At 48.4% G+C, this 17,523-nt stretch carries 12 protein-coding genes; 9 read left to right on the forward strand and 3 right to left on the reverse strand.

Annotated elements, in window-relative coordinates:
- Positions 1–150: 150 nt before the first annotated feature.
- A complete protein-coding gene (locus QUB25_RS15175) occupies positions 151–1,077 on the reverse strand; it encodes a sulfotransferase domain-containing protein (protein WP_333183958.1) in 927 nt (308 codons plus the stop codon).
- Between the two features lie 421 nt (positions 1,078–1,498).
- On the opposite strand from QUB25_RS15175, the gene hpsA reads away from it, so the two are divergent.
- Genes hpsA through QUB25_RS15195 form a run of 4 tightly spaced genes read left to right on the forward strand, consistent with a single transcriptional unit; the run spans position 1,499 to position 9,173 of the window.
- Entirely contained in the window at positions 1,499–6,685 is a 5,187-nt protein-coding gene (gene hpsA / locus QUB25_RS15180; RefSeq protein WP_333183959.1) for a hormogonium polysaccharide biosynthesis protein HpsA, read from the forward strand.
- Between the two features lie 40 nt (positions 6,686–6,725).
- Entirely contained in the window at positions 6,726–7,388 is a 663-nt protein-coding gene (hpsB, locus tag QUB25_RS15185; RefSeq protein WP_333183960.1) for a hormogonium polysaccharide secretion pseudopilin HpsB, read from the forward strand.
- A 59-nt stretch (positions 7,389–7,447) separates the two neighbouring features.
- A complete protein-coding gene (gene hpsC, locus QUB25_RS15190; RefSeq protein WP_333183961.1) occupies positions 7,448–8,539 on the forward strand; it encodes a hormogonium polysaccharide secretion pseudopilin HpsC in 1,092 nt (363 codons plus the stop codon).
- Positions 8,540–8,597: 58 nt separating this feature from the next.
- Complete coding sequence (locus QUB25_RS15195) at positions 8,598–9,173, forward strand: GspH/FimT family pseudopilin (RefSeq protein WP_333183962.1); 576 nt, start codon at positions 8,598–8,600, stop codon at positions 9,171–9,173.
- Positions 9,174–9,483: 310 nt separating this feature from the next.
- Here QUB25_RS15195 and QUB25_RS15200 read toward each other — a convergent pair whose 3' ends face one another.
- Positions 9,484–10,239 (reverse strand): cobalt-precorrin-6A reductase, encoded by a 756-nt coding sequence (locus QUB25_RS15200; RefSeq protein ID WP_333183963.1) that lies wholly within the window; start codon positions 10,237–10,239, stop codon positions 9,484–9,486.
- A gap of 228 nt (positions 10,240–10,467) precedes the next feature.
- Between QUB25_RS15200 and QUB25_RS15205 the strand changes: the two genes are divergently transcribed.
- On the forward strand, positions 10,468–11,286 hold the full coding sequence (locus QUB25_RS15205; RefSeq protein ID WP_333063978.1) for a tetratricopeptide repeat protein: 819 nt from the start codon (positions 10,468–10,470) through the stop codon (positions 11,284–11,286).
- A gap of 129 nt (positions 11,287–11,415) precedes the next feature.
- On the opposite strand, the gene QUB25_RS15210 is transcribed toward QUB25_RS15205, so the two are convergent.
- Positions 11,416–12,204, reverse strand: coding sequence for a TIGR01548 family HAD-type hydrolase (locus QUB25_RS15210; RefSeq protein WP_333183964.1), 789 nt, complete (start codon positions 12,202–12,204; stop codon positions 11,416–11,418).
- Positions 12,205–12,381: 177 nt separating this feature from the next.
- Here QUB25_RS15210 and QUB25_RS15215 point away from each other — a divergent pair, with 177 nt between their 5' ends.
- From QUB25_RS15215 to obgE, 4 genes are all read left to right on the forward strand, one after another.
- A complete protein-coding gene (locus tag QUB25_RS15215) occupies positions 12,382–12,693 on the forward strand; it encodes a 30S ribosomal protein PSRP-3 (RefSeq protein ID WP_333037125.1) in 312 nt (103 codons plus the stop codon).
- A gap of 382 nt (positions 12,694–13,075) precedes the next feature.
- The gene (locus QUB25_RS15220) at positions 13,076–14,149 is read left to right on the forward strand and encodes a class I SAM-dependent methyltransferase (protein WP_333037075.1); all 1,074 of its coding nucleotides are present in this window, start codon (positions 13,076–13,078) and stop codon (positions 14,147–14,149) included.
- A gap of 417 nt (positions 14,150–14,566) precedes the next feature.
- Positions 14,567–15,460, forward strand: coding sequence for a Mo-dependent nitrogenase C-terminal domain-containing protein (locus tag QUB25_RS15225; RefSeq protein WP_333183965.1), 894 nt, complete (start codon positions 14,567–14,569; stop codon positions 15,458–15,460).
- Positions 15,461–16,136: 676 nt separating this feature from the next.
- Positions 16,137–17,177 (forward strand): GTPase ObgE, encoded by a 1,041-nt coding sequence (gene obgE, locus QUB25_RS15230; protein WP_333183966.1) that lies wholly within the window; start codon positions 16,137–16,139, stop codon positions 17,175–17,177.
- The last annotated feature ends 346 nt before the right edge of the window (positions 17,178–17,523 follow it).

Below are 17,523 nucleotides of genomic sequence, written 5' to 3' on the forward strand. Positions count from 1 at the left end.
ATGTAGGGAAAGGGCAAGGCCCATTGGTGTCATCGTCTTAAGCCGACTATCTGCCAGTCCGCGAGTCCGCCAGGGAATTCAACCCCTGCCGGACTATGGATTTTACCCTAAGTTGAAACCAATGGGCTTTGCGGTTTCCCTACTATGATGTTAATCCCAGCCGAAGTCTCGATCGCACAATTCGGCTAGTCTTTGGTTGTGCGATCGAAAATATGCTCTCAATTGCTCGTATACGGTCTCGCTGATGGGGGGATATTGGGTGGCGTTGTATTTTTCGTAGGTTTGTAGTTGGTGGGGCGGCAATTCTAGAAATTCTAAGACGCTGTTGTATGTGCCGAAGGGATTGGTATACAAGTCTTCGCTTTTGAGGATTAAAAGTTGTGATTTGGGAAAAAGTTTCATCCAGGCTGGGAGTTGATCGGCGTAAATGCCGCGCGTTAGATAACTGTGGTGTTGGTGTTCGTAACTGTAGTAGTTTGGGTTGGCTATGAGTTTTTCTATTTCGCCTTTGAGTCTTTCGGGCTCGGAGGCGATCGCACTTTCTAATGATAGGGATTCGTAGCCTATTTTGATATAGTAATAATAGTGGGATATTGCGCGTTCTACTGGGTTTCTCAGCAGGGCGATTATTTTAACTTTGGGAAATAAATCGTGGATTCGTTGCGGTACTTGGGGGTGACAGATGTAGTAGGGGCTGGCTTCTCCGGTTAGTAGATTTTCGCCTGTTTGGGGCTGGGGAAATTGGGCATAGTACCAGTCGGGGCTTTTGTCGAAGTTGAAGTCGAAGTAATGGATTTCTTTTTGGGCAGCGGGGGCGATTTGGGGATGTTGGATTAAGTAATTGTACAGGGATGTTGTGCCGCCTTTTTGGGCGCCGATGATGATAAAGTCGGGGGCTTTGGGAGTTTGTTTCATGGGTGGGGGTGGTAGGTTTATATTTGGCACTTGTACTGACAGTGCGCCGGGGGTCAAATGGAAATTCGATCGCACTTTGACGCATGGCAGAAATTCGATCGCAGTTTGACGCATTACGGAAATTCGATCGCCCAATTTAGATTTGATCCCGCTGACAGGCATAACCACTCGATGGGCCGGTCGTGATTGTGGATTCCGGTGGTTGAAAGCGCTAGCAACGCGAACACACCAACAAAGCCCGCGAGACAAGGACTGGGAAATACATCGGATACGATCCCGATCACTGTTTTTGGGTGATCGAATTCACTCTCGCTCTGGCGACTGACATTTCAATTTAACTAGATTAGAGTGGAGTTAGGAAGATCTAATTCGTGCGGGGCAAATCTTTCGCGGAAAAATATATTATCGGCGGCGATTTTGGTTGCGGGTTTGTGGGTTTTATTTTTCAGCCAAGGTACAGATTTAAATTTGTGCAAGAGGCTGATATGCAAGTTGCAAAAAATGGGAACAATAAAGATGGGATTGTACTGTCGAGCAGTAACTACCAGCAATACCATCTCTGAAATTATTCAGGAAGGCGTCAATGTTTAAGAGCAAATTATCCAAAGTTATCGTATCCCTGCTGCGGCGGATTGCTGGTGTTACCAGATCCGGGGCCAAGCGGCTGATGAGAGCAATGCTGCAAACCCTGATGGCTATGGGCCGGAGGGCGAGACTGCCGGTGGCGGGGTTTGTGCTGCCGACGGTGACGATGGTGTTGCTGGTAGTTATATTGTTGACTGTGGCAATTACGCTGCGATCGTTTGATCGGGCCAATACGGCGCGTAACGTGCGCGTGAGCCAGCAGGTGCTGGCGGCCGCGACTCCGGCGCTCGATCGGGCAAAAGCGAAAATTGAATATATGCTGCGGGAAGACCCGCAAAGACCGACGGCGACTCCATCCGATGCAGAAATGTACCGGATTATGTCATCTTATGATGCAAATAATGACTTTTATACGTTCGCGGGTGAGGAACGCCTGGTACTCCGAGCCGATTTAGATAACAACGGCACTCCCGACCCTACCCCTGCGAACCTAAGAAGCTCGCTTTTTAGGGCACCTAACCAAGAAAATGAAGAGCTAAATACTGCTTGGAGATATCCCGTCGATACCAATAATGACGGGATATTTGACACTTTTACTCTTTACGGAATCTACTTTCGCACTCCAAAAAGTGTAAATCCAAGGCCGAGAAAGGAACTGGACGCCAGAACACGGCCAATGCAAACAGGAACCATCAACCCAGCCTGTACTCAAGGAGAGGGTACGGTTGCAAGTTTGGTAGGGGACTCCGGTTGGGAAAGAATAACGGGCCGGCTCCAGAAAAGTTTCTTTGTTTACACGGTTAACGTACCGATTACCCAGACAGAAGCTAGCACATTGGGTAATCGGTATCAAGCTTTCGCTGGAACCCCCAGCATATCTGCTCTGGAATACCAGCAAGATCAAAGCCGCATTCCTCTGAGCAACAATGCCGTTGTATATGAAGACGACTTAGATATATCGCCTGGACCTCCGTTGAATCTAAACGGGCGGATATTGACAAATAGCAACTTCTTGGTAACAGGCTTAAATAATCCAAATACGGTACAAATACATCAAGTTAGTAGCAAGCAATCTTGTTTTTACGATCAAGAAAATAGCAGAATAATCGTAGGCGGTAATGTTGTGAACGGGTGGGCGGGCAACAGTGGGCAGCGAAATGCCGTGGGAGTACATCTTTTCAGAAGCATAAGCGACCCAAACGAACCCAATACAAATGCGCCAACAATTAACAACGCCGCCAATCAATCTGTAGATCAAAACAGCCTTCAGGTACTGTACAACAACAACGCTTACTCCGAGCGGTTAGCGGCCCTAGTAGCGGGTCAAATACAAGCAGACCCAACAGGTACTAACGACCCGGTTTCTGTTCAACAAGCACAGCGGGCCCCCAAGAGTCAGAGTCGCGCTCAAGCATTACAAGATTATTTTAAAGAACGGCTGCGGAAAGTTACTTTTGCAGAAGCACCCCTCGCCAGCGCGGTCAACGGAAAGTATTTAGATCCGAATGTACCGAACACTTCCTACAGAATTCAAGACGCCGGTAACAACAACAGTCTCAGACCAGCAGATGATACTTGGAGCCTTCCTAATGGAACTGCGACAGTAGGCGCTACTGCAGGGGCGGGACTTAATATTCGTCCCACTCAGCTACCAGCCGAAGACCCCGCTCAGTTAAAACTTACCGACAGCGAAAATTTTTTGGGCAATCGAGTTACGGTAGGCAACAACTTGCCAACACTGCGGTGGAACGGCACGACCTTTACTAATGAGGCTCAGCAAGTAGATGGCACCACTACATGGGCAAATAACGGCCCAGTTCGCACCCGCACACCGCAAGTAACCAAACTTGCTGACGTGGGAGCAACAGACCGCGGCAACGGTGTCGGCGAAGCACCCGACCCCGCAAATCCTTTCCGAGATGGTTTCTGGGAAAAAAGCGCGACTGAACAACCGAGAACTCCCCTTGACGGTGTTGGTGGTCTGCGGGTAATTACCAGTGCAGGAGTTTACGATCGCACTAATTCCTTCCTGCCGCCACCTACCTGGATACATAGTAACGGTACAAGGAGAACGGGTCCGGCATCCATTGCTATCACTCCCATTCCTGCCGCCAATACTTACGACGACCCGGAAACTCCCGCTCCGGAACAGTACCGCGTCGTGTGGCCCGACTCGATGCCGATGTCACCCCTGGGCCCGGGTTCTCAAGTATGGAACAATACTACCAATGGCCCTAACCCCGGTAACTGGACTCCCTGGCTAGCAGCTTGGTCTAGTGTTAGCGATATCAGCGCAACTCTCCCACGAGCAGAGACAAGTCCTAATTTTGTTAATGAAAACCCAAACCAAGCCAATCGCAAATTTGCCAAAGGCGACTTGCGGATGCGGGCAAGCGCAGTGTATCAGTATGCAAATGGCTACGACCCAGTAGCACAAGCAGCAGCAGGAACCCAACCAGTTCAAACCCCCTTGGCCTGCGTCAGCAGCTACTACGACCCCAGCAACGCTTCCACAGCGAGAAACATCGGAGCCCTGCCCGATGTTAGTGGAGAAGGAGCGCTCGCACCAGATGTCGCAATACGCCAAGGAACAAGAGGAACACAGCAGGCCTTTATCGGCTCTAACAACGGCCTCACCTACGGCCCCCCGACAAGAGCGCGACCCGGCGCTTCAAACCTTAACGTCGCTACAGGCTTGCTCACCGGTGGAGACCCTATTTTGGAAGCCCAGGCAAATATGGTTTTTCCTGACGGTAGGTTTGCCAACGGGCCGTTGAGAACCGCCCTCCAAGTGGCTCCAGCCGCTCGCACCCTAGCACAACAAGCAGCTATTGACTCAACTAATTGTGCGCTACAAATACTTGACGACTCGATCGCTCGTGCTCCTGCACTGATTCCTGACGGGGCAATTCAGGAAGTAGCATTTATCAACGGCAGAGAAGTCAAGGCGGTCGATCGCGACGATCCGAGAACGATCGTCAACGAAGCCTTTACCCTCAGCAGTCCACTGGGTACAGCCCCACCTGCTGCACAATTAACAGGCAATTACAACCAACCCCTAGAAGAACGGGAACCCCTAGAAATTCGAGCCACTCAGCTTGACTTAGCTCAACTTAAAAGCTCGCCCGCTCCAACAATTACTAACGGGCCAGCCCCGGAATATTTGTTGCCAAACAGCGGGATTATTTATGCTAGCCGCGACGATGCGCTGCCTGATCGCAGCTCTCGATCAACAATTCCATTGACGGACAAAGCAGTCAGTCCTACAGACTACCTACTCGACCCAACCCGCAAGCCTAACGGCATTGTCCTGATTAACGGTCAGCAGCTATTTCGCGGTCCTGGTCCCAACCCCATATCACCAGCAGGGAACTTAAATGCTGTAGTCAGGGAAAAAGGCCTGACCTTGGTATCGAATTTGCCGGCTTACATCAAAGGAACCTTTAACATTCACGGCAACATCCCGCCCGCTGCTCCGGGTACTACACCCACTTTTCAAGAAGTGGAAGAGTTTACACAGCGTCTGGATGCGCCTACTTCTCCGACGAATGCCGGTTGGGGAAATTTTTACACCCGCAACACCCTTAACCCCAGCTTTGCCTGCCGTCAGGGAGATCCGAGGCTGCCGAACTGTCAGGGAGACTTTTGGAGACCGGCAACCGTGCTGGCAGATGCAGTCACCCTCCTCTCGCAAAATTACCGTTTTGGCTTCCGCAACGAGGGAGACTTTGACCTGAGAAACAATGCGGGCGCTGCTGCTGTATTACCCCGCAGACAACAAGGATTTTTCAATAACAATTTTGTTACTAACGGACTTTCCAGTGCTGCGTTTGCAAGAAACGGTAATTTAGTGGGTACCCCAGGCGCTGCCGGTTCACCAGTCCTGACAGACGCTAACTACGCGGCTGGAGTGAATCAACCCGCCCCGCTATGGAGCTCGTACTTCAACAACTTTGTCACCCCCGTTCAGCGGCGGGGGGCTTTCCGAGAGTATGTAATGGAAATTTGTACAAAACTGCCGGTGTCTGAGTGTACGGATGCTGACTGGTTTGTCGATCCGCTAGCAACTGCACCACGCACGGCAACCGCTGCGGCTGCTGGAAATTATGTGCCACCCAATCCTACCCTGACTACTCAATCTTTTCAAGCTGGATCGACGGTCGATCCCCCATTGCCGGCATTGCAGCGATTCCCCCGCCGCGTGGCTTTTCAGAGACCTATAAGCCTCCCCAATCCACAGCCTTTGGGGATTACGGGGGGCACAGCTATCGCACCAGGTCTCGGCACTGTCAGAGGAACTAATGCTCTGCGGTTTGCAGTGAATAATGCTACCAATCTTCCGTTTCAGGTCAACACGAGCGTTACCCCTGGCCCTACAGACGGCAGCAAAGTACCTGTACCAACCCTCGCCGTCCCCGTAGCACCAGCAGTAACAGTACCGCCACCACCACCAGTAACAGTACCGCCAGCAACGTACAGCTACCAGGGGTCGCAGCCGCTATTGGTGCCAGTCCTCCAGCTCATGAATTCAGGAGGTGGAGGTGGTGGACAACAAACACGCTGGATAATCCAGCCTGGAAATAACGGTACCACATTCAATTTGATCGTTGGAGCGGGCGACACTCCTTCGAGGGCGCTAAACAATGCGTTGGGTGACTTTAACGGCGGTTTGCAAAACTTGCCCAGATTCTTGGAGATTTGGAGTGATAGCACTGGAGGAACTTCAATTGCTAATAACATCAAAGGGTCTTTCGTCCAGCAAAACCGCAGCACTTTTAGTACCGCACCCTATCTGCCAATTTTGCCTACAGGCTTTCTAAATACGGCCAATCGACTGGCAACTTTGTTCGCCCTATCGGCTAATCCTAATGCAGCACCTACTGCTCTTGCACCTAACCCACCACTACAAACTACATACGACATACAAGGCGGTCAGATTCCATACTTCACCCCGCCCACTCGGAACTGGGGTTTTGACGTGGGTCTGCTATCTCAGCCACCTGACTTGTTTACTCAAAGGTTCACTACTCCTTCGACAAATACTCAGCCTGCTGAGTATTTCCGGGAAGTAGGTCGTGATGACCCGTGGGTAACAACTTTGATGTGCAGCCGTGTAGCTCCCGATCAGCCGACTAATGCCAATCAAGTTGCCACTTCTACTCGCCCCGCAGGTTGCCCCACTTAACCTTCTAACTTTCCGCCGCGCAATTACTGGAGTCCTATTTATGACTAAGCGACAACAACAGCAAAATTTATCTCAGTCACGAGATGGTGGCTACACGATTATCGAGTCATTGGTAGCGATGATTGTAGTTTCGGTGCTGATGATTGCGATCGCCCCTGTGATGGCTTACTCAGTAGCGACTCGCGTACAAGCGCGGCGGATGGAACTGGCCACGCAGGCGGCTACAGCTTACATCAACGCTCTGAGAGTGGGGGCGATCAAACCTCCAACTAATTCACAACCTACGATCGGTTTTCCTGCCCGAGATACATCTGTTGCTCCTGCTGTTCCTCCTGCTCCTGCTTCTACAAGCCCTAGTAGTAATTTGTACTGCGTTAACTTAGATGAAACCCCAGGTTGTGCTGGCAGCAAAGAGTTTTTTGTTCAAGGTCTTTGGCGAAATCCCGCTAATACAACCAACGATCCGACACCAACAGGCTATGAGCTGACTGTGCGGGTTTACCGCGCCGATGGGTTTACCGGAGCGACGATGACAACTGTACAGCAATCAGTTGCTAATTCCGCTCTTGGCAATCCTCAAGCGCCTTTGGTCGTAATGAAAACACAAATTCCTCCTACTACACAAGGAAGTGCGTCCGCGCGTCAGTCATTATGTTCTCGGCTTAACCCTAATGGAACTATTAACACCTCTCTCTGCCGATAATCAAAGCCGTGTTATCAAATCATAATCGCTCCCCCTATTTGACAGAGGAAAAAGTCAAAATGAAAACTTTACTCAGGTTGCTTCTAAAAAGTCAGCACCAACGAAACCGCTCAGGGCCAGATCAAACAGAAAAGGGCATGACTCTGGTGGAGCTATTAGTCGGAGCAATTATGGCGTTTTTAATTATTACGCCGATGCTCGGTTTTGTAGTCGATATGCTGAATACCGATAGGAGGGAACAAGTCAAGTCAAACACCGAGCAAGACGTTCAGGCGGCACTTGATTTCATAGCCCAAGATTTGAGTCAAGCGATTTATATTTATGATAATAATCCCGCTCCTGCCAGCACTCCCACCACTACTGCTACAGGCATCCCTGCACTCCTAGCAGGGAATTTCATCCCCCCCCCAAACACAACTCAAACCCCGATTCTTGTATTTTGGAAGCGACAGCTTCTCACGAATTCTCTTCCTCTGGCTGCAAATGTCCAACCAGATACTTGCACCACAACAGCAACAGGCGCAAATACGTGCAACGATACCTATGTTCTAGCATTAGTTGCGTACTACCAAGTTAGAGAGACTAACGGTAACTCTATTTGGTGTCAGCCATCAGGAGCTGCTTGTCCTACCCGTATTGTTAGGTATCAAATTCAGGACGGACTGCGAAATCCTAATTCGATAGATCCAAATCCCTTACAACGCTACTTTACTGGTGTAAGTCCCGCGCAAGATCGCAGTCCTGCCTTTAACCCAAATTTTGACATCAGTAACCCCACTCAAAATGTGACGACAGGAGCAGCTAATTTCGGGAATCCTGAAGTATTGGTTAATTACATTGACGACAGCCCAGGGCCGACAGTCACACCCAATGATGAATGTAGAACCGCTCTTGGCAATCCCACCGATACAACAGGAGTTATGCCAACACCAATCCCAGAAACAACGCTAAGAATACCCGCCGCGCCGCCGGACACCGTAAAGAGCTTTTACGCTTGTGTAGATACCTCTCAAAACATAGCTAGAGTCACCATCAGAGGAAACAGCCTGCGTCGCATTCAAACCAACGATACTGCTTACAACCCCAACAGAACGGCATTTTTCCCAACAGCAAGCGTGCAAGTACAAGGTCTAGGCGCGCGAGGACAATAACTTATGCCTGAAACAGATTTCCGAATCGCGCCACTAGCAGATAAAACAGGAGAGTAAAATGAAAACCCCAATATTATTAAAAGTTTTGCAGATTTCTGCAACAAAAGCAAACCCTAATTACAAAAATACTGCATCCAGAAAGGGCGATCAGGGATTCACCCTTCTAGAAGTGCTGGTGATAGCGTTAATCATAGGTATATTAAGCTCGATCGCCGCTCCAAGCTGGGAGGCATTCATCAACAGACAAAGAGTTCGCACTGTGAACGATCGAGTTTTCCAATCATTACGACTTGCACAAAGCGAAGCAAAGCGAACTAAGAGCAGTGTTACAGTTACATTTGATACAACGGTCGATCCGCCAACAGTTACGTTTCTCCCGCCACTAGCTACGGGTGGTAGTACGCAGACGTTAGATGGTGGAGGCGAAATTAAACCCGGCACTATTGCGCTTACCGTTAATACACCTGCTCCTACCACGCCTCCAAACTCGATCGTTTTTGATTATCAGGGTAATCCCTCTACAACTCCGTTTGTGGTCACAGTTGCTCCATCTGGCGGTGGTGCTAGGCAGTGCGCGAGGGTAGAAACTCTCATAGGAGGAATGAGAACTGCTGAAGGAGCAGAATGCAACTAAGTGAGTTTCCATGATAGCTTTCCATAAATTTAATCTTAATCTCTAACAGCAATTCCGCATAAGTTCTGAATTGCTAAAATCTCTTAACTTAAATTATTTTATATTTGAAATCCTATTAAAACAGTCAAAATATGCAGCTAGAACTAAAACAAATAATCATCCAGCCAGGGAACCAAGTATTAACTTAAAGAGATAACATGGCCGATGTTTGAAATCATACTAACAGAATTGGGAGAAAGTCGCGCATCCAGACTTTCATACAGCAAAAGAACATTAGAAATCATGGTTCCGCTAATGGAACACCAAGTTATCAAAGTCCTGATAACTGCTTAACTAACCAAGCGATCGCCCCTTCAACATCCGCCACCTGCTCAACATCCGGAATCGGCGGCCGCTGCACCATCACCACTGGAATTCCCAGTTCCCTAGCCGCAACAATTTTTGCATAAGTAGCACCGCCGCCGCTGTTTTTACTAACAATTGTATCAATCTGATATTCTAATAGTAATTGGCGCTCCTCTTCCAAAGAAAAAGGCCCCCTTGCTAATAACAATTTACCATTAGGAATAGGAGTATTTAGTGCCGGAGGATCGATCGCCCGCATTAAAAACCAAATAGCATCCAAACCCGCAAAGGCAGCCAATTCCTGCCTACCAATGGTGAGAAACACCCGCTGAGACTGCCCTAATAAAGCCCTTGCAGCCTCCGAGTGGCCCGCAACTTCAATCCAGCGATCGCCCTCCACCCTCTCCCAAGCAGGACGCACCAGCATCAAATAGGGCACATTACACTCAGCAGCAGCAATAGCAGCATTGTCAGAAATCTGAGCCGCAAACGGATGAGTAGCATCAATTAACAAGTCGATCGGGCGATCGAGCAAAAACGCCGCCAGCCCAACCGCCCCACCAAACCCCCCAATTCGCACCGTACCCGTTTTTGGGGTAAAAGGCTGTTGAGTGCGTCCTGCTAGCGAAGATACCACCTCAATTTCAGCAATTTGAGACGCTCTTACCGCCAATTCAGCAGCATCCCCCGTCCCGCCCAAAATTAGCAACCGTTTTTTCACCAAATTATCCCTAATACCAATTTAATGTGAAGTTGCACATATCTCGATCCCCCTAAATCCCCCTTAAGAAGGGGGACTTTGAGAAGAATCTTGTCCCCCCCCTTATTAAGGGGGGCTAGGGGGGATCGGATTCTATGCAACCTCATAAAAAATTGGTATAACTTATCCAAGCAACCCCGGCAAATTCGGTTAATAATATGTTTAATAAAGTTTAAACTGCCAACAACGATGATTCGCTCACTTTTCACATTTTTTACAGTATTAATTGTAACCGGGTTAGTGTGGTTGGGAAATATCGCCCCCGTTGCCGCACAAGTACAACCAACAGATATCACCAATGCTCAACAGGAATTGGGAGAACTCGTTCAAAAAGCTTTTGAAGCTACAAATGAAGGCAAATTTCCCGCCGCTGAAACTTTTTGGACTCAAATCATTGACAAATTTCCCTCACAAGCCGCCGCTTGGAGCAACCGAGGCAACTCTAGAGTCAGCCAAAACAAACTACAAGCCGCTATTTCCGACTACGAAAGAGCGATCGAACTAGCACCCGACGCCCCCGATCCCTACCTAAACCGCGGCACCGCCTTAGAAGGTTTAGGACGCTGGGAAGAAGCGATCGCCGACTACAATCACGTACTAGAATTAGACTCCCAAGATCCAGCCGCCTACAACAACCGAGGCAACGCCGAAGCAGGTTTAGGAAAATGGGAACAAGCAATTGCCGACTACAGCAAAGCCTTTGAATTAGCCCCCGAATACGCCTTTGCCCGCGCCAACCACGCCCTCGCACTTTATCAAAACGGGCAAACCAAAGAAGCAATTCGCAACATGAAAAACATCGTCCGCAGATACCCCCAATTTGCCGACATGAGAGCCGCCCTCAGCGCCTGTCTTTGGGAAGCCGGAAAGCGCGGTGAAGCTGAGAGCAATTGGGTAGCCGCCATCGGCCTCGACTCCCGCTACAAAGACCTCGATTGGGTTGCCAATAACCGCCGCTGGCCACCAGTTGTAGTCAGTGCATTAGACAAATTCTTGCACTTGAAATAATCTCAAAGGCAAAGTTGACTGTTGACTGTTGACTGTTGACTCGATTTTATTATTCCGAGACAACCGGAAACGATATCATTGGTTATTTGTTATTTCGACAACTAACAACTGACAACTAACAACTGACAACTAACAATTGACTAATTCTCGAATCCGCGCAGCCGTCAACTCTTCGACATTCTTGAAAACCGCTGCCGCACCAGCAGTTTTCAGCGCTGCAGCATACGCCTCACAGCGCACAGCATCATCCAAAACATGAGGAGGCAAAATTCCAGCCCCCAGCCAAACCCGATTTGGTTGCACTTCCCGCGCCTTCACAACCGTGTAAATATCGGCAACAGTATCTCCCGCGTAAATCACGGGCAAATTTTTTGCTAAACCGTGCAGAGTTTCCAACTGTTCAATTGCCGCGAAAAGTCCAGCCGGATCGGGTTTTCCCGGTGCATCTTCCATCGCCACCAACACCGGGGAATTTAAACTTAGTTTCCCTGACAAAACATAAGCAGCTTCATCCCGCATCGCCCCGCTAAAAAAGCCCCAAACAATCCCCCCAACCGTTAAATTTTCCAGGTAAGCCGGACTTAACAACAGCGGTTCGTCACAAATGTAACCAGTCCAATTGTTCTCATCGAGCCCGCGATAGCGACTTTGGAAAAAAGCGACTAATTCGTCATAGTTGAGAGCGAGTTCGTTTCTCGATCGCCCCATCCCCTCAAAATAACGGCAAACTAACTCGAAAGACGCCTGCCAGTCATTATTCCACACTCCCTCAGACTTCAGAGAGTCGATATCGAGAGAATTCGGGCGAAAAGCACCCGCCGTGAAATGCTCCACCGCATCCGCGATCGCCCGCCGGTAAGAACCGGACACATCCCGCACCACACCGTCAATGTCAAAAACTAAAATAACTCTGTTCACAACTTAATCATCCTTGTACCTAGGGCGGGTGAGAACCCAAATTTTATCTGTTCCCAGCCCCTGAGTGGCGCTAAAACCAGCCGCGCCACAAAACTTTTCATGGCCGATGACCAATTATCGAACAGAGTGTGCTACGCTTAGCGATTGTAGAAATTTTTAACAAGTTCGATCGGAACCCTGGAGGTTTGCTTGTCCAAGTTCATCTTAAAAGTTCTCTGGCTAGAAGAGAATGTTGCCCTCGCCGTTGACCAAGTTGTCGGCAAAGGAACTAGCCCGCTGACATCCTATTTTTTCTGGCCCCGCAAAGATGCGTGGGAAGACCTCAAAAACGAACTCGAAGCCAAACACTGGATTGCTGACAACGATCGCGTCGAAATCCTCAACCAAGCGACAGAAGTAATCAACTACTGGCAAGAGGAAGGCAGACGGCGCCCGATGACTGAAGCTCAGTCAAGATTCCCCCTAGTGACTTTTACCGGCAGCAACTAAGCCCAGCTTTAATTTGCTACCCATATACATTGCCTGTTATGGCTGACGAGGGGAAGGAGAGAGAGGGGAGAAGGCGAGAGGATTTGACGCTTTTTCCACCTCGCCGTGAAACATACAATTTAAATGCGCTACAGCTTATATTGATACTAACTCCGATTTTGGGACCTCCTCGGGTTTTGGGCTTGGTCTATTTGAGATTTGAGATTTGAGATTTATCCAAAATAAAGCTCTCAAATCCGATTTTCTACAGTCTAAAAAGACTAAGCAACCAAACCAAATAAATCTAAAATCGGCTTTTTTGTACTCTTAAATTGTACAGTTAGCTCTCAAAAGACTTCCCTATGACTAATGACTAATAACTAATGACTTCTTCGCGGAATTTATGGGCGCCGAAAGTACGATCGACCAGACAGAACAGCTACCGCTGGTAGTAAATCCCGACATTCTCCAGCAAGCTATCCTCTACAAAATTAATACTCGCATCATCGCTCGTGGAGAATTAGTTTTCCCCTGCGTCCCAGGAATGCTAAGCCACTATCTCAAGTCGATAGAAAAGCTATTTAGCACTCTCGACAGACCCCTGCCCGAAGATCGCAGAGACGAACTCAGCAAGCTTTTAGCCACCAAGTTAGAACAAGGCTACCGCACCTCTACAGCATCGATGCTGATCCTGCAATACGAATCAGTGCAGCCGCCACAAACTGGTTTAGCTTGCAAAGTCATTGTTACTAGCTCAACAGTTGGAGAACAGTACAAAAGCTGGGTAGACACCAGAGAACCTCCGCTTTTCGGCTCTCATCCCGATGCAAAATTGATGACAACGGCTGCTAAATTGGGCACGCCCGATCGAGTGCGGATTTTGGACGTGGGGGCTGGTACCGGCCGCAATACCTTGCCGCTGGCGAGATTGGGCTATTCTGTAGATGCGATCGAACTAGCTCCCGCTTTTGCAGAACAATTGAAAGCTGCTGTAACAGCCGAAAACCTTCCCGTGACAGTGACTGAAGGCGATGTGCTCGATCCCTTAATACGGATGAAACCGGCCCGCTACCAGTTGGCAGTTGCTGCCGAAGTCATCTCACATTTTCGAGACAGCGATCAAGTACGGCTTTTCCTCGCTAAAATGTGCGATTCCCTGTCTTCCGGAGGTCTGTTGCTGTTCAGCACGTTTTTAACCGTCGGTGACTACCAGCCAGATGCCCTCGTGCGACAAGTTGCCCAACTCTCCTGGTCTACTTTATTTACGCCCCAAGAACTCGCCACCGCAATGGAAGGGTTGCCCTTAGTCCAAATATCCGACGAATTGGTGTTTGAATATGAACGCCACCACCTGCCGGAAGCAGCCTGGCCACCGACGCCCTGGTTTCCTAGTTGGGCCACCGGTCGAGATGTCTTCCCGATGGCAAACGGACGCCCGCCAATGGAATTGCGCTGGATTTTGTGCCGCCGAAGTTAAAAACTTTTGTCATCTCTAGGCGGACACAGCAATCACAACTGTTAACAGGCAGTAACAGTTTCCTCAGATATTTTTATTTCAACAGCTTAAATCCGGCTCGCTGTTAGTATTGTGCTGCCGGCACAGAAAAATTTACAAAAATATATATTAAAATGTAAAGAGAGCGAAGTTCGATCGCCCCTGGGTGACAAACCCAGTGTCTGATTAGATCCAACGCTTGCCAACCTTTTATTTCTTGCGAAAAAGTGGGTTGCTAATGGCAATCGGGCTTGCATAAAACTCGATCGTCATCTCGATGGGTGCAACTAGAGTTAAGATGAATTCAACAAACCTATTCCTCGCGATAGATGACTTTTTAGGGAATAGGGTTAGCCAATAGATTAGCTCGCTAGTCAGCGATGCTGCTGAAAAACAAATATGCTTTTAACATATCCACTACAAGCGTTTGGAGCAATCTTCGGGCACCAACCTTCCACAAATAGATCATCCATCGACCAAAAAACCAATAAAAATTATTGGGAGGGGAATATTGAACTGGCTGTAAACGAACAAATTGACTGGTACATCCAAGTGGAAATGCTAATGAGTAACGCTAAATCTTCCTGCACCAATGAAGAGATTACTGCTTGGCTGCGGGGATTGCTGACAATTGCTTGGGCAGACGGCAACTTTGACGAAGACGAGCAAAAAATGATTGCAAATCTAACTCAGGATGAACTACACCCGGTATCTTTTGATGCGGGTTTTGAACCTATTGCCCCAGAGGAATTAGCCGCTGTGTTAGGGGAAGACACCGCCAAAGGCGAGGATTTTTTGAGGACAGCAGTCATGGTAGCTTTGGCAGACGGTACCTACTCGCTCAGCGAAGACGAGGTAATCTCTAAGTTTGGCAAAGCTTTGGGGCACAATGTAGAGGCGATCGAAGCTCTGCGACACACCATAGAAGACAGCAAGTGCGATCCGCAGGGACCCAGCAGCCAAATAGTCTTTGATGCGAATGTCGTCCCCGTCGTCGGAACACCGCTGTCATCTCGGCTACCTAAACCTCACCACAAAAATGTCCTGCAACCAGTAAAAGACTGGCTGGACGGCTGGGAAATTCACGACCCAAAATTGGCACACTTTGTCTGTAAAATTATTCCGCCGCAGTGTCCGTTTGAGCGAGATGTCGTGTTATTTGGTCGCAAAATCGTCCACATTCCGGCGATGTGCCAGATTAACCCGCTTTACGAACAGTTAGTCGGGATGCGCTTTCGAGCTCTCTGCTACTTGGCAGATGAATGTAAGGAAGATGTATCGTCCTATTGTTAAAAGGAATGGGTAATTGCTAATTGGTAATTCATTCCGGGGCGCAAAACCTCTATCTGTAGGATGCGCCCCTAAGTACCTTACCGCCATAATTAGCACGTTAAATCAGTATTAGCCGAAGTCCTGTAATTAGCCATTGCTAATTTTCAGTAGATTATTTGCGATGATGTAGAAACGTATTTGTGGAAGAAAAAAATATTTTTATAGGTATTAGTATCTGATCTAGCAATCCTCGCATCATTTGTGAATTTATTACTCCAGATCGAGCAGGTTTGGGGAGGGTTGAGGTGGGGTAAAAAAATTACTAATCCTGCAATAATTGCTATAAAAACCCAGTTTATTCTGTTTTCTTGCGTGATTTCTGCTAATATCAAATCTGCTTTGATAATACTAATTCAAAAAAAGTCTTGGTATCATTTTCAACTTCTTATACAGATTATTAAAATATTCTGTAGGGACACGGCAGTGCCGTTTCCCTACAGATGCTTGCCTACAATCTCTGGCTCTGCACTACTTTTCAAAATTGGTATAATTATATTTTTCCGGCAACTGTAAATCGCGACTAAATTTGGCTGTCATCCGCCGACGCGGACTAAAGGAAAAGGGGAATATGGTACTTGCATCTGGTATAATAATAACTAATGACTATTGACACTGACTATTGACTACTGACTAAATTATGCAATTTATCGATCGAGCAGATATTCAAGTCGCAGCCGGCAAAGGCGGCGACGGTATGGTAGCTTTTCGCAGAGAAAAGTATGTACCAGCGGGTGGCCCCTCTGGTGGCACGGGCGGCAAAGGCGGTTCCGTGTATATGGTAGCGGTGGAAAGCCTGCAAACGCTGCTAGATTTTCAGTACAACCGGATTTTTAAAGCCGATGACGGGAAGCGAGGCGCGCCGAAAAATATGACCGGTGCCGGTGGGGACGATCGCACGATCGAAGTTCCCTGCGGTACAGTAGTTTACGACGCGGAAACTCAGGCAATCTTGGCAGATTTGGTGACGCCCGGACAGACTTTTTGCGTAGCCAAAGGCGGCAAAGGCGGTTTGGGGAATAAGTGTTTTCTGACCAATTCCAACCGCGCTCCCGATTATGCGATGCCGGGAAAAGAAGGAGAACACAAGTTTTTGCGTTTGGAATTGAAGCTATTAGCTGAAGTGGGAATTCTGGGGATGCCGAATGCTGGCAAATCCACCTTAATTTCTGCTTTGTCTGCAGCTCGCCCCAAGATAGCAGATTATCCGTTTACAACTTTAGTCCCGAATTTGGGTGTAGTCAGAAAACCCAGCGGCGACGGTACGGTGTTTGCAGACATTCCGGGATTGATTGAGGGAGCGCACGAAGGTGCTGGTTTGGGTTACGAGTTTTTGCGGCACATTGAGCGGACTCGGTTGCTGCTGCATCTGATCGATATTACGGATGAAGATCCGATCGCCAATTACGTCACAATTCAGGAAGAATTGAAGGCTTACAGGCGTGGTTTAGCCAATAAACCGCAGATTTTGGCTTTTAATAAGGTAGATGCGATCGATCTCGAAAGCGAAGAAATAGGTAATTTAATCAGCCGACTTAAAGAAATTAGTGGCGCTCCTGTTTTGTTGATTTCCGCCGTTAGTAGACTTGGATTGGATGAATTGATGCAGCAAGTTTGGCAAAAACTCGACGAGATGAACGAGAAAGAGGCAGCGGAACTCGAAGCCGTCGCGAGTTTGTAATCGCTTTCTGGTTCCTGAAATTTCCGTGAATGGGTAAGTGTTTTTTTGAGGGGGTCAAATCTTTCGGCTGTAGGGCTGGTGCGGCAAGGGTTTGAGCCTCTGTGTCTTGAAAAACGATCGTTTAAAAGTATCTACCGACTGCTTTAAATCGCCTACAAGCGTGACGGTGAAAGTTCCCAAAGGGTTATGGGGCAATCGCTAAGGCTGTGCTGCAAAGGCGGGAAATTTATCCCTCTTTTGTCACTCTCGTGGTAGTATAAGGAGTGACACACCCCAAAAGCATTGCCAGTCCTATGGTAGAGCCTCGTAAACCAGTACCCACAGTCAAATTTATAGATGAATACTG

This window comes from Microcoleus sp. B3-D7, from assembly GCF_036705305.1.
GTDB lineage: Bacteria > Cyanobacteriota > Cyanobacteriia > Cyanobacteriales > Microcoleaceae > Microcoleus.